The sequence below is a fragment of the Comamonas antarctica genome (assembly GCF_013363755.1).
Classification (GTDB): Bacteria; Pseudomonadota; Gammaproteobacteria; order Burkholderiales; family Burkholderiaceae_C; genus Comamonas; species Comamonas antarctica.
The window spans coordinates 3464068-3481065 of the sequence record NZ_CP054840.1 but is presented as its reverse complement, the minus strand read 5'-3'; the positions used below and the strand labels follow the sequence as shown (position 1 = coordinate 3481065).

Below are 16998 nucleotides of genomic sequence, written 5' to 3'. Positions count from 1 at the left end.
CATTCCCACGACCACCATGTCTTCCCTTGTGAACTCCGACCAGATCCGCGCCCAGTTCTCCCAGTCCATGTCGGCGATGTACCGGCAGGAAGTGCCGCAATACGGCACGCTGCTGGACCTGGTCGCGGACATCAACCGCGCCACGCTGGAGCAGAACCCCGAACTGCGCCGCCAGCTCGAAGAAGCCGGCGAACTCGAACGCATCGATCTCGAGCGCCACGGCGCCATCCGCCTGGGCACGCCCGAGGAGCTGGCCACCATGCGCCGCGTCTTCCGCATCATGGGCATGCATCCGGTGGGTTACTACGACCTGTCGGTGGCCGGTGTTCCGGTGCATTCGACGGCCTTCCGGCCCATCGACGACGCCGCGCTGCGCGTCAACCCGTTCCGCGTGTTCACCTCGCTGCTGCGCCTGGAGCTGATCGCCGACCCGGAGCTGCGCGACCAGGCCCGGCAGATCCTCGCGCGCCGGCGCATCTTCACGCCGCGCGCGCTGGAGCTGACGCAGCTGGCCGAATCCGCGGGCGGCCTCGACGCGCCGCAAGCCGCCGAGTTCGTGCGCGAAGTCACGCAGACCTTCCGCTGGCATGCCGAGGCCACCGTGAGCCACGACACCCACCAGCAGCTCAACGCCGCGCACCGGCTGGTGGCCGATGTGGTGTCTTTCAAGGGCCCGCACATCAACCACCTGACCCCGCGCACGCTGGACATCGACGCGGCGCAGGCCGAGATGCCGCGCCGCGGCGTGGCCGCCAAGGATGTGGTCGAAGGGCCGCCGCGCCGGCGCCATCCCATCCTGCTGCGCCAGACCAGCTTCAAGGCGCTCGAAGAAGCCATCGTTTTTGCAGGCGACGGCACGCCGGGCGCGCATACCGCGCGCTTTGGCGAGATCGAGCAGCGCGGCGCGGCGTTGACCCGCGCCGGGCGCGCGCTCTATGACCGCCTGCTGGGCCAGGTGCGCTCGATGGCCAGCGCCGGCAGCACGGCCGGCGACTACCAGGCGCGGCTCGAAGCGGCGTTTGCCGAATTTCCCGACGACCTCGATGCGTTGCACGACCAGCAGCTGGCTTTCTTCCACTACCGCGTGCGCGATGCGGCGGCCTTTGACCAGGCCGCGGGCAGCGGTGCGGCGTTCGACCTGGCGGCATTGCGCCGCGCCGGCATCGTCGAGGCCCATCCCATCGTCTATGAGGACTTCCTGCCGGTGAGCGCGGCTGGCATCTTCCAGTCCAACCTGGGCGGCGCCGAGCAAAAAAGCTATGCGGCCAATGCCGCCCAGGAACTGTTCGAAGCCGCGCTGCAGGCGCCCGTGGCCGACGAGATCGCGCTGTATGCGCAGAGCCAGCAGGCTTCGATCGACGCGCTGCGCCAGCGCTACGCGGCGCTGCAACCGGCCTGAGTGCTCAGCGCGCGGGCGCAAAAAAGGGCTCCGCAGAGCCCTTTGTCAGCAGAGCCTCAGCCCTGATCTTGCCGGAATCAGCGTTGCTGCTTGCCGGAAGAAGGGTTGGATTGCTGCTGTTGCCCCGCGGAGGAGCTTTTGCCACCAGTCTGCTGGTTCTGGCCGCTTTGCTGCTCTTGCTGCTTTTGCGACTTGTTCGAAGCCTGGTTCTGGTTTTGATTCTTTTGGTTGCTGTCTTGGTTGTGTTGCTGAACCATAGTCATATCTCCAAAAAGTTAAACCGCTGACTGGACATCAATCAACGCCATTGCATGGTGCCCCCCTGGAAAACCCTGGGACGTAGGACTTGGCCGACCACAGGCGTTTTTTGGTTAGTGAGTGCAAGCTATGTTGCAGGTGGTTGAATGTCCTACAGCCACCACCCGGTCTCAATGCGCCGGCGCCGCAAGCCGGCGCAAGGCATCGCCCGTCAGGCGATAGCGCACCCACTCGCTTTGCGCCTCGGCGCCCAGGCTTTCATAGAAAGCAATCGACGGCGCATTCCAGTCCAGCACGCTCCACTCGAAACGGCCGCAGTCGTTGTCCAGCGCAATCCGGGCCAAGTGGCGCAGCAAGGCCTTGCCCGCGCCCGCGCCGCGCTGCTCGGGCGCGACATAGAGGTCCTCGAGGTAGAGGCCGTGCCGGCCCTGCCAGGTGGAATAGTTGAAGAAATACACCGCAAAGCCCACCGGCCGGTCGCCCGCCAGGCACATCAGGCCGTGTACCTTGGGCTCGGGGCAAAACAGCGTGCGCTGAATGTGCTCCGGCGTGGCCAGCACCTCGTGCTCGGCTTTCTCGTAGATCGCGAGATCGCGGATGAAGCGCAGGATCTGGTCGGTGTCTTCCAGGGCGGCGGGGCGGATATGCAGATCGGACATGAGGCAACAGGGGGAAACAGGCCGCGGCGCGGCCGGGAAATCAGACCGGCAGGCGGATGGCGCAGAAGCGCTCGAGGCAGCTCTGCACCACATGGAAGTGGTCTTCGAAAAAGCGCGTCTCGAGCGCCGGCACCTGCGCCAGCGGCACCCAGCGCGCGAGCGCCGCGTCATCGCCGCCCTGCACGGCAGGCAGTTGCGTGCGGTCGCCCAGGTCGAAAACATGCACATGGGTGATGGCGCGCCCGCGCAGGCTGCGGTCGGGGTGGTCGAACACCAGTACGCCCTGCAGCGCGGCGGCCAGCGTGGGCGCATCGATGGCGCAGGCGGTTTCCTCTTCCAGCTCGCGCAGGCAGGACTGCCACAAGGTATCGCGCGGCTCGACGAAGCCGCCGGGCAGCGCCCACAGGCCCTTGCCGGGTGCATGGCCGCGCTCGATCAGCAGCAGATGGCCGTTGCACAGGATGACCGCGTCGACCGTGACCAGCACGGGTGGATAAGGAGCGCTGGCCCAGGAGGCGTGGTAGTTGCGCAGCACCGCGGCTTCTTCCTGCATCGCGGCGTAATCGGGCGTGTCCATCCAGGATGCGAGGAAATCCAGCACCGGCGCGGGCAGTTGCGCCGCGAGCTGCGCCAGCACTTCGGCGCGCGGCGCGCCCGCGGCATTCCAGTAGATTTCGCGCAGCGGCGTGGCGTCGAACGCGCCCAGCCGCGGCAGGCTCAGCAGCTTCCAGCCGGGAAAACTCTGCAGGTAGCTGCTGCTCTGGTCCTTGAAATGGCCCACCAGCGCGATGTCCGCGCCCGGCGGCACCAGCGCCTGCACGCCCTGGCGCACGGCCTCGACCCAGCGCGCTTCGTTGTAGTGGTCGCGCACCGGAATGCAGTGCACGCGTGCGCGTTCGGCGGGCGCGAGCGAGGCCTGCACCATGCGGGCGCGTTCCTGCCAGGTGAACGGGTTCTTGGGGGTGCGCGCCTGGTGCGCGCTGCCCAGCACCACGACGACCTGCTGCGCCTGTGCCAGTGCCGCCTCCAGCAGCGCCATATGGCCGTTGTGCCAGGGCTGGAAGCGCCCGATCAGGACGGCGGTATGCGGCAATGGGGAGGGATCAGCGGAAATGGCCATGCTTGCTTGTTCTGACGCGGTCCAGGCCGCAATCCGCCATTTTCGGATAAAAAATCGGCGGGCCTTGTGGCTTCACGGGTAAAAAGCAGCTATCGGCATCTGCCTTCCGGTGCCGAAAGCGCGCGGGCGCACGCGCAGCATGGGCGGTGCCTGGCGGCGCTTGTATTCGCTGCGGTAGATCATGCGCTGCACCTTGTCCACCAGCGCCTGGCCGCCGGGTTCGAGCACCAGCGCGTCGACGAACTGGCGCGCGCTCGCATACTCCAGCCCCGACAGGTGCGGGCCTTCGATCAGCAGCTTGAGCACTTCGTCGAGCAAGGCATAGGGCGGCAGGCTGTCCTCGTCCTTCTGTCCCGGAGACAGTTCGGCCGATGGCGGCTTGTCGATGATGGCCTGCGGAATCAGCTCGCGTCCGGCGCAGGCATTGAGGTGGCGCGACAGCGCGAACACTTCGGTCTTGTAGATATCGCCGAGCAGGCCCAGGCCGCCATTGGTGTCGCCATAGAGCGTGCAGTAGCCGACCGAGACCTCGGACTTGTTGCCCGTGGTGAGCAGCAGGTGGCCGAAGGCATTGGAATATTCCATCAGTATCGTGCCGCGGATGCGCGCCTGCAGGTTCTCGAGCGGCAGGCCCTGCAGCGGCTGGCCGAAGCTGCGCTCGAAGCCCTGGGCATAGCCGTCCACAAGCTCGCCAATCGGGTGGCGGTGCAGCTGGATGCCCAGGTTTTCGCACAGCGCCACCGAATCATCGACCGAGCCGGCCGAGGAAAAGCCCGAGGGCATGGTCACGCCCACGACGTTGTCCGCACCCAGTGCTTCGGCCGCCAGCGCCAGCGTCAGCGCGCTGTCGATGCCGCCCGAGCTGCCGACCACGGCCTGCGTGAAGCCGCAGCGGCGCGCATAGTCGCGCAGGCCCAGCACGACCTGCTGGCGGTAGAACTCCATGGTCTGCAGGCCCTGCGCCGGCACGGGCGGCAGCGCCGCGCCATCGGTGCGCGAAAAGCGTCCATTGTCGAACACCAGCGTATTCACGCATTCCTGGAAACGCGGCGCCTCCAGCACCACGCCGCGCTCGGGCTCGACCGCGAACGAAGCGCCATCGAACACGATCTGGTCCTGCCCGCCGATCTGGTTGACGTACAGCAGCGGCAGCGCATGGCGGCTGGCCGCGGCACTGAACACCTGGTGGCGCAACTCGCGCTTGCCCAGATGGCTGGGGCTGGCGTTGATGCTGACCAGCAGGTCGGGCGCGGCATCGGCCATGCGCCGCAAGGGATTGGTGGCGTAGGCGGCGCCGCTGTCGTTCCAGCCGTCTTCGCAGATCAGGAAGCCGACCTGCATCTGGCCGATGCGCAGCACCTTGGCCACATCGGGGCCGGGCTCGAAATGCCGGCGCTCGTCGAAGATGTTGTAGGTCGGCAGCAGCTGCTTGTCATACTGCAGCCGCAGCTTGCCGCCCTGCAGCACCAGCAGGCTGTTGTAGAGCGGCTTGCCCGGCAGTTCCGAGCGCGTCGGCGCGCCGACCACCCAGTAGAGATCGGGGTAGTCGACCGAAGCGTGGCGCAGCTGCTCCAGGCCATCCTGCACGCGCTGCATGAAGGTCGGCTCGTCCAGCAGGTCGCCGGGGTAATAGCCGCACAGCGACAGCTCGCTGAACACCACCATGTGGGCGCCATCGTCCCTGGCCTGGCGGGCGGCGGCGCGCATGCGCTGCACATTGCCGTCGATATCGCCCACGGTGTAGTTGAGTTGGGCCAGGGTGATGCGCAGCATGGCAGTTTCCTTGCGGTTCAGTGGTTCGTCGGGGATGCGGGCACGGGGTCGGGAATGCCGAACACCTGGCGCAGATAGGCCAGATAGGTTTCATCGGTGCACAGCGTCTTGCCCGGGCTGTCCGAGATCTTGGCCACGGGCTGGCCGTTGGCATGGGTCAGCTTCATCACGATGTTCAGCGGCGTGAGGCCCATGTCGTTGGTCAGGCGCGTGCCGATGCCGAAGCCCAGCTGGATGCGGTCGGCAAAGCGGTGGTAGAGCGCCAGCGCGCTGTCGAGATCGAGCCCGTCGGAAAACACCAGGCGCTTGCTGTGCGCATCGATGCGCAGCCGCTGGTAGTGGGCCAGCGCCTTCTCGCCCCACGCGAACGGGTCGCCCGAGTCGTGGCGCAGGCCGTCGAACAGCTTGGCGAAATACAGGTCGAAATCCTTCAGGAAAGCCTCCATGCCGACGGTGTCCGTGAGCGCGATGCCCAGGTCGCCGCGGTATTCCTGCACCCAGTCCTCTAGCGCCGCGTTCTGGAAGTCGCGCAGCCGCACGCCCAGCGCCTGGTAACTTTGCAGGTACTCGTGCGCCATGGTGCCGATGGGCACGATCTGCAGGTCGCGTGCCAGCAGCACGTTGGACGTGCCCTTGAACCATTGCGGCGTCTCGGTGGCAAAGCGCTGCACCACCTCGCGCTGCCAGGCGCCGGAAAAGCGCCGGCGCACGCCGAAATCAAACATCTCGAACGGATGGCGGCGCTGGGCCGGGCCGGCCATTGCCTTGAGCTGCTCGACCTTGTGCGCGAGGCGCTCGCGGCCTTCGCGCAGCGCCGCCGCCGCGTCGAAGCGGCGGAAATACAGCTCGTTGACGATTGCCAGCACATAGATCTCGAACCCCATCACATGCACCTGCGGGCCGTGCGCCACGACATGCAGGGTGTCGCCCTCGGCGCGCGCCTCTATGAATGCGCGCTGGAAGCGGAAGATGCGCAGGAAGTCGATGAAATCGCTCTTGATGAAGCGCAGCGAGCCGAGGTAATCGAGCTCGTCCTTGGCGAAAGACAGCTGGCACAGCGCATCGAGTTCGGCCTCGACTTCGGGCAGCAGTTCGGCCAGCGGGAATGCCGGCGTGTTGCGGCAGACGAACTCGTAGTGCGCCTGGGTCTGCGGGTGGCGGTGCAGCATGGCCTGCCACATCGTGAACTTGTAGAGGTCGATGTCGAGCAGGCTGGAAATGATGGGTTGCATGGAAGGCTCAGTCGGCAAGCCGCAGCGTGTCGGTGGTGGCGAATTGCACGCCGCGGATGCGCATCGCGGCGAAGAAGTCCTGCTCGGCGGCCTCGAAGCCCGCGACCGGGCCCATGCAGTCGGTCAGCAGCACCAGCCGCTGCGCATGGTCCGCAGGCAGATGCTCGACCAGATGCTCGACGCTGGCGCGCACGCAGTGGCTGCTGGCCTCGCCGGCAATCACCAGCAGGTCGGATTGGGCCAGCCGCTGCAGCAGGGGACGGTTCAGCGCCGTGCCGGGGTCGTCAGGGTCGACGACTTCGGCCATCAGCGCGCTGTAATGCTCGGTGAACGGGTTCGTGCCCTTGAGCACATGCTGCATGGGGCGCTGGTGCGCGAGTTGCCAGGCGCCGCAGGCGGCGAGCAGGTCGGCATGGATGCCATGGCCCCAGCTGCCCAGCTCGCAATGCACGGGCCAGACCATCAGCGTATAGCGGCCCTGGCGCTCGAGCGCATCGAGATAGTCGAGCGTGCGCGCGAGATGGGCGGGCTGGCGCGGCATGAATTGCGCATCGCGCACCTGCGTGGCGGTGATGGGCGTGAACGGCGCCACCGCGCTGCCATCGGGCAGCTGCCAGAAATCGGGGTGGGCGATATCGAAGCGCTGATGCGAGTCCAGCGTGATGGTGATCGCATCGACATGCGCGGCTTCGCGGCGCAGCCAGTTCGCCAGCCGCTGCATGTGGCGGTGGGCGCCGGCAACCGCCAGGCTGGGCTTGGTCGAAGGGGGGAGGTATGCGGCGGGAAGATCGCAGAAATCGTTCTGCGGATCGATGGCCAGCAGTTGGACGGAAGAGGGCATGGGCAGCCAGCGCAAGGCAAAGGGCCAGTGTAGGCCCGCATCCGCGGCCTGCGCTGCAACCCGGGGCGGGACGCCCCGGGCAGGCGCGGGTTACTTCAGCGCCTTGCGTGCGGCGCCAACGCCCAGCACGGCCAGCACCACGAAGATCACTGCCAGCACCAGGAAGACGATGAACAGCAGCTTGGCGATGCCGGCGGCACCCGCGGCAACGCCGGTGAAGCCCAGCGCACCGGCCAGGAGCGAAATGATGGCGAAGATGATGGCGTACTTGAGCATGTTGTTTCCCTCGTTATCAGTGGTTGTCGGGCTCTGCGCCGACGGGACAGTGCTACGTTATCCGCGGCGCCCCGGCCCGCTTGTGGGCCGGCCGATGCTGATGGCGTAGGAACCGTCCTGCCATGAAAAAGGCCTGCGCGCAGGCAGGCCTTGGCAAGGGTTGCGGGCAGGCGCGGCCGCCTGCCGCGCGCGCTTCAGCGCAGTCCGGCGGCAGCGCGCAGCAGTGCGGCCTTGTCGGTCTTTTCCCAGGTGAATTCGGGCTCTTCGCGGCCGAAGTGGCCATAGGCGGCGGTCTTGCTGTAGATCGGGCGCAGCAGGTCCAGCATCTGGATGATCCCCTTGGGACGCAGGTCGAAATGCTCGGCCACCAGCTTGGCGATCTGGTCGTCGGGAATCACGCCCGTGCCTTCGGTATAGACCGTGATGTTCATCGGGCGGGCGACGCCGATCGCATACGCGACCTGGATCTGGCACTGGCGCGCCAGGCCCGCGGCCACGATGTTCTTTGCCACGTAGCGCGCGGCGTAGGCGGCCGAACGGTCGACCTTGGTTGGGTCCTTGCCCGAGAACGCGCCGCCGCCATGCGGGCAGGCGCCGCCGTAGGTGTCGACGATGATCTTGCGGCCGGTCAGGCCGCAATCGCCTTGCGGGCCGCCCACGACGAAGCGGCCCGTGGGGTTGATCAGGTACTTGGTGTCCTGCAGCCACGCGCTGGGCAGCACCGGCTTGATGATTTCCTCGATGATGGCTTCGGTGAAGCTGGCCTTCATCCGGGTCGCGGTTTCCGACTGGTCGGGGCTGTGCTGCGTCGACAGCACCACGGTGTCGATGCTGTGCGGCTTGCCGTCGACATAGCGCATCGTCACCTGGCTCTTGGCGTCGGGGCGCAGGAACGGCAGGCGGCCGTCCTTGCGCAGCTGGGCCTGGCGCTCGACCAGGCGGTGCGCGTAATAGATCGGCGCGGGCATCAGCTCGGGCGTCTCGTCGCAGGCGTAGCCGAACATCAGGCCCTGGTCGCCGGCGCCGGTGTTGAGCTCGTCGTCGCTGGCGTGGTCCACGCCCTGGGCGATGTCCTGGCTCTGCTTGTCATAGGCGACGAGCACGGCGCAACCCTTGTGGTCGATGCCGTATTCGGTGTTGTCGTAGCCGATGCGCTTGATGGTGTCGCGCGCCACCTGGATGTAGTCGACATTCGCGCCGGTCGTGATTTCGCCGGCGAGAACCACCAGGCCGGTGTTGGTCAGCGTCTCGGCTGCCACACGGGAATGGGGGTCTTGGGTGAAAATGGCATCCAGGATCGCGTCGGAGATCTGGTCGGCCACCTTGTCGGGGTGTCCTTCAGAGACAGATTCCGAAGTGAAAAGAAAATCGTTCGCCATTGAATAAACTCCTGTGTTCCAGCATTTGGGGCGTTGCCCAAGCTGACGGAGCTCCGGCGAACGCTTTAGCAGAGTTGTTTAACGTCGCCCTGCAAGTTGCTCATTTAACTCAGCGACCCTTCTATTTTAATGCCAAGCCTGTTTCGTTTGTTCTCGTTGCTGCCTTTGTGGCTTTTGCATGGTGTGGGTGCGGTGCTGGGGTGGGTGGTATTCCTGGCCTCGGGCACCTACCGCCGGCGTTTCCTGGCCAATGCGCGCCAGGCGGGCTACCGCTTCGCCGACGTGCGCGCGGCCGTGGGCCATGCGGGTCGCATGGTGGCCGAGCTGCCGCGCCTGTGGCTGCGTCCCGAGCCGCCGCACTGCGAGATGATCGAACCCGAGCGCGTCGAACGGCCCTGGGCGCAGGGGCGGGGCATTGTCTTCCTGACACCGCACCTGGGCTGCTTCGAGCTGTCGGTGCAGGCCGCCGCGCACCGCTGGCACGCGCAGTTCGGCCCGATCACCATCCTCTACCGCCCGGCGCGCCAGGCCTGGCTGGCCCGCCTCATGGAGACCGCGCGCAACCGCCCTGGCGTGCAGGCCGTGCCCACCAACCTGTCGGGCGTGCGCCAGATGATCAAGGCGCTGCGCCGCGGCGAGGCCGTGGGCCTGCTGCCCGACCAGGTCCCGCCCGAGGGGCAGGGGCTGTGGTCGCCGTTTTTCGGGCGTGACGCCTACACCATGACGCTGGCCGCGCGGCTGGTGCAGCAGACCGGCGCGATCGTCGTCATCGCGCGCTGCGAGCGCCGCTCCTGGGGGCGCGGCTATACGATGCATTTCGAGGAGTTGCCCTTGCCTTTGTCAGATTCGCTGGAAACCGCTGTGCTGCAGCTCAACCAGGCCATGGAGCAGACCATCCGCCGCAGCCCGTCGCAATACCTCTGGGGCTATGCGCGCTACAAGCAGCCGCGTGCCGAGCAGGCCGCCAGCGCGGCGTCCACTGGCGGGCAGGTGGCCCCATGAGCGCGCGCTTCGGTATCTGGCTGATGGCCATGCTCGGGCGCCTGCCGCTGCGCTGGCTGCGCGCGCTGGGCTGGTTGCTCGGGCGGCTGCTGTTCGTGGTGGCCGTGCCGCGCCGGCGCATTGCGCTGCGCAATCTCGAGCTGTGTTTTCCCGATCTGTCACCCGAGCGGCGCAAGGCGCTGGCGCAGCAGAATTTCGTCGTGTTCTGCCAAGCCTGGCTGGACCGCGGCTGGCTCTGGTCGGCGCCCGAATCGGTGGTGCGCTCGCGCGTGAAGCTCGAAGGCGCGCTGCACGAACTCGATGGCAACACGCCGATCATCGTGTTCGCGCCGCATTTCTACGGCATGGATGCGGGCGGGCTGACATTGCCGCTGCACATGACGCGCGCCTTCACCTCGATCTTCTCGACCCATCCCAATCCCGATATCGACGACTGGTTCATGACCGGGCGCCAGCGCTTTGGCGACGTGCGCATGCTCAACCGCGCCGATGGCGTCAAGCCCATCATCTCCAGCCTGCGCCACGGCGGGCTGCTGTACCTGCTGCCCGACATGGACTTCGGCAGGAACGATTCGGTGTTCGTGCCCTTCTTCGGCGTTCCGGCGGCGACCATTCCCTCGCTGTCGCGTTTCGCGCGCCTGGGCCGGGCCAAGGTCATAGGCATGTACACGCGGCTCACGCCCGAAGGCTATGTCGCCCAGCTCACCCCGGCCTGGCAGGACTTCCCCACGGACGACGCGGTGGCCGACACGGCGCGCATGAACCGCGAACTCGAGCACTGGATCAACACCATGCCGGAGCAGTATTACTGGGTGCACAAGCGCTTCAAGACCCGGCCCGAGGGCGAACCCTCCGTCTACCGGTGATCAAGCCGTCAAGTCTTCGCTGCTGAACTGCTGCTGCACGAAATGCTCCAGCTCGTCGATGACGCGCGCCGGACGCTCGTGCACCACCCAGTGCGAGGTGTTGCGCAGATGCTGGATCTGCAGCCGCGGCACCCATTCCTCGAGGCCTTCGAGCAGCCCCGGACGCAGCGCCGGGTCGTTCATGCCCCAGAGCATCAGCGTCGGCACCTCGACCCGCAGCGCAGAGGCCGGCAGCTGCAGCGTGGCCAGATGGTCAGGTGCGCCGGGTGCGGGCGGAAAAAGCGGGCTGGCGCCGTAGTAATGGCAGGGGCCCTGCATGCCCAGCGCCCAGTGTTCGCGGTAGCGCTGCTGCAGCGCAGGCGTGAGCCAGGCCGGCAGCTGGCCATCGGCCTGCGCAAAGAAGCCCAGCGCGCGGCGCCACCCATGTTCGGCCAGCAGCACCGGCGCATCGGCGCGGCGCAGGAAGCGCATGTAGTCGCTGGCCTGGCGCTGCTCGGCGTGTTCGCGCAGTTCGCGCAAAAACGCCCCCGCGTGGGGGGCGTTGAGGATCATCAGCCGCTGCATGCCTTCGGGGTGCTGGCTGGCCACGCTCCACGCCACGGCCCCGCCCCAGTCATGCGCGACCAGGCAGGCCAGCGGCGCCTGCGGGCTCTCGGCCTCGATCAGCGCGCGGATGTCTTCGACCAGATGCCTGGCGTGGTAGGCGGTCACCTCGGCGGGACTGCTCGATCCGCCGTAGCCGCGCAGATTCGGCGCCACGCAGCGGAAACCGCCGTTCTCGGGCGCGGCAAAGTGGGTGAGCAATTCATCCCAGATGAACGCGCCTTCGGGAAACCCGTGCAGGAACATCAGCACGGGCCGGCCGGGCGTGCCCGCGGCGCGGCAGCGCAGCGTGATGCCGTGGGGCAGGACATGGTCGCAGGTCTGGATCATGGAACTACTCTCTCGGTAGCTCCCGGCACCTGACGGGACCGGTGCTGGAAGCTAGGTGGCCTGGGGTTCGCCAGCGCTGTCCGCGGCTGCGGACGGCACTGCGGGCGTGGCCGCCGCCGGTTCTGCGGGATGCGACCAACGCCATAGTAGCTGAGCCACGTCCTCCACACCCTGTTTCTTCAGTGCCGAGAACAACATTGCCTCGCCGCCGCCGGCCTGCAGTCGCGCAATGGACAGCGCCTTGGCCTGTTCGGCGCGCGTCAGCTTGTCGGCCTTGGTCAGCAGGATCAGGAACTTGAGGCCGTCCTCGACGCGCGGGCGCACGGCTTCGAGCAGCGCTTCGTCGAGCTCGGTCAGGCCCAGGCGCGGATCGCACAGCAGCACGATGCCGGTGAGGCTGCTGCGGCTGATCAGGTAGTTGACCATGACCTGTTGCCAGCGCAGCTTGTCCGAGCGCGACACTGCGGCATAGCCATAGCCGGGCAGGTCGGCCAGCACCGCATCGGTGACGCCCTGGCGGCCCAGCGAGAACAGGTTGATGTGCTGCGTGCGGCCCGGTTTCTTCGACGCGAACGCGAGCTGCTTTTGCTGCGTCAGGGTATTGATGCAGGTGGATTTCCCGGCGTTGGAGCGGCCGACGAAGGCGATCTCGGGAACGTCGATCGGGGGCAGGTGGTGCAGCTGTGCGGCGGTGGTCAGGAAGCGTGCGGTATGCATCCAGCCCATGGCGAGCTTGCCGTCAATGGCGGGGGAAGGCTTGCCCGCAGCCGGTGCGGGAGAGGAGTTCGTCATGGGGGGGTATCAATGCTTGGGGGCCTCATTGTAGAATTGGGCGGTTCAGTGCACCTAACAACAGACCCTCGATATGAAGTTGCTCGCCTCTATGCTGATGGCTGCCTTTCTGGCAGCACCCGTTCTCCCGGCCATTGCGGCAGGCGAAACGCCCGCGGCGCCGCAGGCAAACGTCAAGCTTGATCTAACGCAAGGCGCTGCGCGCTTTGCTGAGGTATGCGTAGCATGCCACGGAGCGGATGGCAACTCGACCATTGTGGCTAATCCCGCGCTGGCCCAACAGCATCCGGAGTACCTCGTCAAGCAATTGCGCGACTTCAAGAGCGGTGCGCGCAAGGACCCGGTCATGCAGGGCTTTGCCTCGATGCTGTCTGATCAGGAAATGCAGAACATCGCCGGCTGGCTGGCCTCGCAGAAGTCCAAGGGCGGCTTTGCCAAGGACAAGGAACTGGTGGCACTGGGCGAGCGCATCTTCCGCGGCGGCATCCAGGACCGCAACATTGCCGCCTGCGCCGGCTGCCACAGCCCGAACGGCGCCGGCCTGCCCGTGCAGTACCCGCGCCTCGCCGGCCAGCACGCTGACTACACTATTAAACAACTGGTAGAGTTCCGGGATGGCAAGCGTGGCAACAGTCTGCCGATGACGCAGGTGGCGGCCAAGCTCAACGACCGTGAAATCAAGGCGGTTGCGGACTACATCGCCGGCCTGCGCTGAACGATTGATTGAATCCTTGTGGCCTGCTGCGCAAGGAACCAAACGCCGATAACAAAACCCAATAGGGGCGGGTCCATCCTTTGCTGTGATGGCCCCGCCTTTTTGCTTCCGGGCTTTGCATTCTTTTCCCATGTCAGATACCACTCACCGCGCGACTTCCTCCTTTCGATCCCGGGCCTGGCGCGCGGCCGTCGAGTTGCTGTCGTCGATGCGCTTTGCCATTGCATTGCTCACCATCATCTGCATTGCCTCGGTGATCGGCACCGTGCTCAAGCAGCACGAGCCGGCCGTCAACTACGTGAACCAGTTCGGCCCGTTCTGGTCGCAGCTGTTTCTCGCGCTCAAGCTCAACGCGGTCTACAGCGCCTGGTGGTTCCTGCTGATCCTGGCCTTCCTCGTGGTCAGCACCAGCCTGTGCGTGGCGCGCCATACGCCCAAATACCTGGCCGACCTGCGCAGCTACAAGGAAAACATCCGCGAGAAAAGCCTCGAAGCGTTCCGCCACCGGGCCCAGGCCGAGGTCCGCGGCACGCCACGCGAAGCGGCCGAGCGCCTGGGCAAGCTGCTGGCCACGGGCGGCTGGAAAGTCCGCCTGCAGCAGCGCGATACCGCTGGGGGCGAAGGCTGGATGGTGGCCGCCAAGGCCGGCGCGGCGCACAAGCTGGGCTATATCGCGGCGCACAGCGCCATCGTGCTGATCTGCCTGGGCGGGCTGTTCGACGGCGACCTGATCGTGCGCGCGCAGATGCTGTTTGGCGACAAGACGCCCTACACCGGCGGCGGCCGCGTGTCGGATGTCGCGCCCGAACACCGCCTGTCCGAACGCAACCCCACCTTCCGCGGCAATCTGATGGTGGCCGAGGGCACGCAGTCGAGCACTGCCATCCTGAACCAGTCCGATGGCGTGCTGCTGCAGGAGCTGCCGTTCGCCGTCGAGCTGAAGAAATTCATCGTCGAGTACTACTCGACCGGCATGCCCAAGCTGTTCGCCAGCGAAGTGATCATTCACGACAAGCACACCGGCGAGCAGACCGCCGAGCGCATCGAAGTCAACCATCCCGCGCATTACAAGGGCGTGGAGATCTACCAGTCGAGCTTCGATGATGGCGGCTCGTCGGTGAAGATGCGCGCCGTGCCCATGGACGGCACGGGCACGCCCTTCATGGTCGAGGGCACCATTGGCGGCAGCAGCGAATTCACGCGCGCCGGCGTGGGCCGCGGCGACCCGCAGGACACGCTGACGCTGGAATACACCGCCTTGCGCACCATCAACGTCGAGAACTTCGGCGCATCCAAGGGGGCCATGGATTCGGGCACCGATGTGCGCAAGGTCGACCTGAAGGCGGCCATCGATGCGCGCCTGGGCGCGGGCCACAAGACCACGACCGAAAAGGAGCTGCGCAACATCGGCCCGAGCATCGGCTACAAGCTGCGCGATGCCTCGGGCCAGGCGCGCGAATACCAGAACTACATGCTGCCGGTCGACACCGGCGACGGCAACCCGGTGTACCTGCTGGGCGTGCGCGAGAACCCGGCCGACGCCTTCCGCTTCCTGCGCGTGCCGGCCGATGCCGAAGGCTCGATGGACACCTTCCTGCGCCTGCGCACCGCGCTGGCCGATCCCGCGCTGCGCGAGCAGGCCGCGCGCCGCTATGTGGCCACGGCCGTGGATGCCGCGCGCCCCGACCTGCGCGAGCCGCTGATGCAGTCGGCGCTGCGCGCGCTCGAGATGTATGCGGGCACGACGGACGAGGCCGGTGTGAAGATCGGCGGCCTGCAGGCAGTCTCGCGCTTCATGGAGCAGAACGTGCCCGAGGCCGAGCGCGCGCGCGCCGGCGAGGTGCTGGTGCGCATCCTCAATGGCGTGCTGTTCGAGATGGCCCAGGCGCTGCGCGAGAAAAACGGCCTCAAGCCCATGGAAAACGATGCGCAGACGCTGGCGTTCATGACGCAGGCCGTGTTCTCGCTGAGCGATGCCCAGTTCTATCCCGCGCCCATGACCTTCATGCTCGACGATTTCACGCATGTGCAAGCCAGCGTTTTCCAGGTCACGCGCGGGCCCGGCAAGAACGTAGTCTATCTGGGCTGCCTGTTCCTGATCCTGGGCATCTTTGCCATGCTCTATGTGCGTGACCGGCGCCTGTGGATCTGGCTGGCCCCGGCCGGCGAAGGCGCAAGCCACGCCACCATGGCGCAATCCACCAACCGCCAGACCATGGAAGGCGACAAGGATTTCGCCCTGCTGACTGAAAAACTCATTGGGGCGAAGCCGATCGCGCGCCGCCCGGGAGCCGACAAATGACGACCGCCACGACCGATTCCTCCGAGACCATCACCCTGCATTCGGGGTATTTTTCACGCCGCAACGGGTTTGACTGGCTGTTTGCCGTGATCGTCGCGGCCGGCGGGCTGTTCGCGCTGCAGCGCTATGGCGACTACATGGATGTCTACGAGAAAGCCATCCTGCTGGGCACGATCCCGGCCGTGATCTGGCTGGGCTGGTTCTGGCGCCCGCTGCGCACGCTGCTGCTGGCCGTGGGCGCGTTCTCGCTGCTGGCGCTGGGCCTGTACCAGGTGGACGGCGCGGGCGATCTGGCGCGCGCCGAGACGGTGTTCGGCCTCAAGTACTTCCTGTCGAGCCAGTCGGCCATCCTCTGGATGAGCATGCTGTTCTTCATGAGCACCATCTTCTACTGGATAGGCATGTTCACCAGTCCGCAAGAGAAGACCATGGCGCTGCTGGGCTCGCGCATCGCGTGGGTGGCGATCGCGATGGCGCTGATCGGCACCATGGTGCGCTGGTACGAGAGCTATCTGCTCGGCCCGGACATCGGCCACATTCCCGTCAGCAATCTCTACGAAGTGTTCGTGATGTTCTGCTGGATGACCGCGGCTTTCTACCTCTACTACGAGGAGAACTACGACACGCGCGCGCTGGGCGCGTTCGTGATGCTGGTGGTGAGCGCGGCCGTGGGTTTCCTGCTCTGGTACACGCTGGTGCGCGAGGCGCACGAGATCCAGCCGCTGGTGCCGGCGCTCAAGAGCTGGTGGATGAAGCTGCATGTGCCGGCCAACTTCATCGGCTACGGCACGTTCGCGCTCGCGGCCATGGTGGCGTTTGCCTACCTGATCAAGCAGCAGGCCGGCGAGACGCGCTGGTACAAGCTCGCGCCGCTGTGGCTGCTGGGCATCGTGCTGTGCTTCGAGCCCATCGTGTTCCGCCAGGGCGCGACCGACAACGGCAGCAGCTACTGGACGGTCTATTTCGGCATCTCGGCGCTGATCGTGGCCGGCATCCTGCTGGCGCGCAAGCACATCGCCGCGCGCCTGCCCTCGTTCGAGATCCTCGACGACGTGATGTACAAGTCGATTGCCGTGGGCTTTGCGTTCTTCACCATCGCCACCGTGCTCGGCGCGCTGTGGGCCGCCGAGGCCTGGGGCGGCTACTGGAGCTGGGACCCGAAGGAGACCTGGGCATTGATCGTCTGGCTCAACTACGCGGCCTGGCTGCACATGCGCCTGGTCAAGGGCCTGCGCGGCACGGTCTCGGCCTGGTGGGCGCTGACCGGCCTGGGCGTGACCACCTTTGCCTTCCTGGGCGTCAACATGTTCCTGAGCGGCCTGCACAGCTACGGAGAACTGTAGTCCTGGGCCGCGAAACACAACAGAGCGCCCCTGCCCGGGCGCTTTTTTGTTGCCAGCGCGGTTGAACCATCCACAATCGGAACGGATCAGACAGGTTGGGCCGGGCGT

At 66.5% G+C, this 16998-nt stretch carries 16 protein-coding genes; 6 read left to right on the top strand and 10 right to left on the bottom strand.

Annotation, left to right across the window (positions count from 1 at the left end; genetic code table 11):
- Positions 1–16 precede the first annotated feature (16 nt).
- Positions 17–1399, top strand: coding sequence for a 2-oxoadipate dioxygenase/decarboxylase HglS (gene hglS, locus HUK68_RS16160; protein WP_175505116.1), 1383 nt, complete (start codon positions 17–19; stop codon positions 1397–1399).
- A 77-nt stretch (positions 1400–1476) separates the two neighbouring features.
- Here the strand turns inward: hglS and HUK68_RS16155 are convergent, their stop codons facing one another.
- The 8 genes from HUK68_RS16155 to metK all read right to left on the bottom strand — a co-directional run bounded on the left by HUK68_RS16155 (position 1477) and on the right by metK (position 8937).
- Complete coding sequence (locus tag HUK68_RS16155; protein ID WP_175505115.1) at positions 1477–1656, bottom strand: hypothetical protein; 180 nt, start codon at positions 1654–1656, stop codon at positions 1477–1479.
- A gap of 171 nt (positions 1657–1827) precedes the next feature.
- The gene (locus HUK68_RS16150) at positions 1828–2316 is read right to left on the bottom strand and encodes a GNAT family N-acetyltransferase (protein ID WP_175505114.1); all 489 of its coding nucleotides are present in this window, start codon (positions 2314–2316) and stop codon (positions 1828–1830) included.
- A 40-nt stretch (positions 2317–2356) separates the two neighbouring features.
- Positions 2357–3436, bottom strand: a complete 1080-nt coding sequence (locus tag HUK68_RS16145) for a bifunctional nicotinamide-nucleotide adenylyltransferase/Nudix hydroxylase (protein WP_175505113.1) — start codon at positions 3434–3436, stop codon at positions 2357–2359.
- Positions 3437–3508: 72 nt separating this feature from the next.
- On the bottom strand, positions 3509–5209 hold the full coding sequence (locus HUK68_RS16140; RefSeq protein ID WP_175505112.1) for an NAD+ synthase: 1701 nt from the start codon (positions 5207–5209) through the stop codon (positions 3509–3511).
- A 17-nt stretch (positions 5210–5226) separates the two neighbouring features.
- Positions 5227–6441: a nicotinate phosphoribosyltransferase gene (gene pncB / locus HUK68_RS16135; RefSeq protein WP_175505111.1), complete on the bottom strand. Its 1215-nt coding sequence runs from the start codon at positions 6439–6441 to the stop codon at positions 5227–5229.
- A gap of 7 nt (positions 6442–6448) precedes the next feature.
- The gene (locus HUK68_RS16130; protein WP_175505110.1) at positions 6449–7282 is read right to left on the bottom strand and encodes a cysteine hydrolase family protein; all 834 of its coding nucleotides are present in this window, start codon (positions 7280–7282) and stop codon (positions 6449–6451) included.
- Between the two features lie 90 nt (positions 7283–7372).
- Positions 7373–7558, bottom strand: a complete 186-nt coding sequence (locus tag HUK68_RS16125; RefSeq protein WP_175505109.1) for a DUF1328 domain-containing protein — start codon at positions 7556–7558, stop codon at positions 7373–7375.
- A gap of 194 nt (positions 7559–7752) precedes the next feature.
- Entirely contained in the window at positions 7753–8937 is a 1185-nt protein-coding gene (metK, locus tag HUK68_RS16120) for a methionine adenosyltransferase (protein WP_175505108.1), read from the bottom strand.
- Between the two features lie 129 nt (positions 8938–9066).
- Here metK and HUK68_RS16115 point away from each other — a divergent pair, with 129 nt between their 5' ends.
- Positions 9067–9939, top strand: a complete 873-nt coding sequence (locus HUK68_RS16115) for a lysophospholipid acyltransferase family protein (RefSeq protein WP_175505107.1) — start codon at positions 9067–9069, stop codon at positions 9937–9939.
- Positions 9936–10805 (top strand): lysophospholipid acyltransferase family protein, encoded by an 870-nt coding sequence (locus HUK68_RS16110; protein WP_175505106.1) that lies wholly within the window; start codon positions 9936–9938, stop codon positions 10803–10805. Before HUK68_RS16115 ends, HUK68_RS16110 begins: the two co-directional genes overlap by 4 nt.
- Here the strand turns inward: HUK68_RS16110 and HUK68_RS16105 are convergent, their stop codons facing one another.
- Positions 10806–11738 (bottom strand): alpha/beta hydrolase, encoded by a 933-nt coding sequence (locus tag HUK68_RS16105; RefSeq protein ID WP_175505105.1) that lies wholly within the window; start codon positions 11736–11738, stop codon positions 10806–10808. It lies immediately after the preceding gene.
- Positions 11739–11789: 51 nt separating this feature from the next.
- Positions 11790–12530, bottom strand: coding sequence for a ribosome biogenesis GTP-binding protein YihA/YsxC (gene yihA, locus HUK68_RS16100; RefSeq protein WP_175505104.1), 741 nt, complete (start codon positions 12528–12530; stop codon positions 11790–11792).
- A 73-nt stretch (positions 12531–12603) separates the two neighbouring features.
- Between yihA and HUK68_RS16095 the strand changes: the two genes are divergently transcribed.
- The 3 genes from HUK68_RS16095 (at position 12604) to ccsB (ending at position 16890) form a co-directional block, all read left to right on the top strand.
- Positions 12604–13245, top strand: a complete 642-nt coding sequence (locus HUK68_RS16095; RefSeq protein ID WP_175505103.1) for a c-type cytochrome — start codon at positions 12604–12606, stop codon at positions 13243–13245.
- Between the two features lie 130 nt (positions 13246–13375).
- Positions 13376–15547 (top strand): cytochrome c biogenesis protein ResB, encoded by a 2172-nt coding sequence (locus HUK68_RS16090; RefSeq protein ID WP_175505102.1) that lies wholly within the window; start codon positions 13376–13378, stop codon positions 15545–15547.
- Complete coding sequence (gene ccsB, locus HUK68_RS16085) at positions 15544–16890, top strand: c-type cytochrome biogenesis protein CcsB (protein ID WP_175505101.1); 1347 nt, start codon at positions 15544–15546, stop codon at positions 16888–16890. Before HUK68_RS16090 ends, ccsB begins: the two co-directional genes overlap by 4 nt.
- The last annotated feature ends 108 nt before the right edge of the window (positions 16891–16998 follow it).

Coding starts and splice junctions, on each gene's coding strand:
- metK (WP_175505108.1), bottom strand. CDS start 8,937: ATGGCGAACGATTTTCTTTTCACTTCGGAATCTGTCTCTGAAGGACAC.
- HUK68_RS16115 (WP_175505107.1), top strand. CDS start 9,067: ATGCCAAGCCTGTTTCGTTTGTTCTCGTTGCTGCCTTTGTGGCTTTTG.
- HUK68_RS16130 (WP_175505110.1), bottom strand. CDS start 7,282: ATGCCCTCTTCCGTCCAACTGCTGGCCATCGATCCGCAGAACGATTTC.
- hglS (WP_175505116.1), top strand. CDS start 17: ATGTCTTCCCTTGTGAACTCCGACCAGATCCGCGCCCAGTTCTCCCAG.
- yihA (WP_175505104.1), bottom strand. CDS start 12,530: ATGACGAACTCCTCTCCCGCACCGGCTGCGGGCAAGCCTTCCCCCGCC.
- HUK68_RS16095 (WP_175505103.1), top strand. CDS start 12,604: ATGAAGTTGCTCGCCTCTATGCTGATGGCTGCCTTTCTGGCAGCACCC.
- pncB (WP_175505111.1), bottom strand. CDS start 6,441: ATGCAACCCATCATTTCCAGCCTGCTCGACATCGACCTCTACAAGTTC.
- HUK68_RS16145 (WP_175505113.1), bottom strand. CDS start 3,436: ATGGCCATTTCCGCTGATCCCTCCCCATTGCCGCATACCGCCGTCCTG.
- ccsB (WP_175505101.1), top strand. CDS start 15,544: ATGACGACCGCCACGACCGATTCCTCCGAGACCATCACCCTGCATTCG.
- HUK68_RS16155 (WP_175505115.1), bottom strand. CDS start 1,656: ATGGTTCAGCAACACAACCAAGACAGCAACCAAAAGAATCAAAACCAG.
- HUK68_RS16125 (WP_175505109.1), bottom strand. CDS start 7,558: ATGCTCAAGTACGCCATCATCTTCGCCATCATTTCGCTCCTGGCCGGT.
- HUK68_RS16090 (WP_175505102.1), top strand. CDS start 13,376: ATGTCAGATACCACTCACCGCGCGACTTCCTCCTTTCGATCCCGGGCC.
- HUK68_RS16105 (WP_175505105.1), bottom strand. CDS start 11,738: ATGATCCAGACCTGCGACCATGTCCTGCCCCACGGCATCACGCTGCGC.
- HUK68_RS16140 (WP_175505112.1), bottom strand. CDS start 5,209: ATGCTGCGCATCACCCTGGCCCAACTCAACTACACCGTGGGCGATATC.
- HUK68_RS16110 (WP_175505106.1), top strand. CDS start 9,936: ATGAGCGCGCGCTTCGGTATCTGGCTGATGGCCATGCTCGGGCGCCTG.
- HUK68_RS16150 (WP_175505114.1), bottom strand. CDS start 2,316: ATGTCCGATCTGCATATCCGCCCCGCCGCCCTGGAAGACACCGACCAG.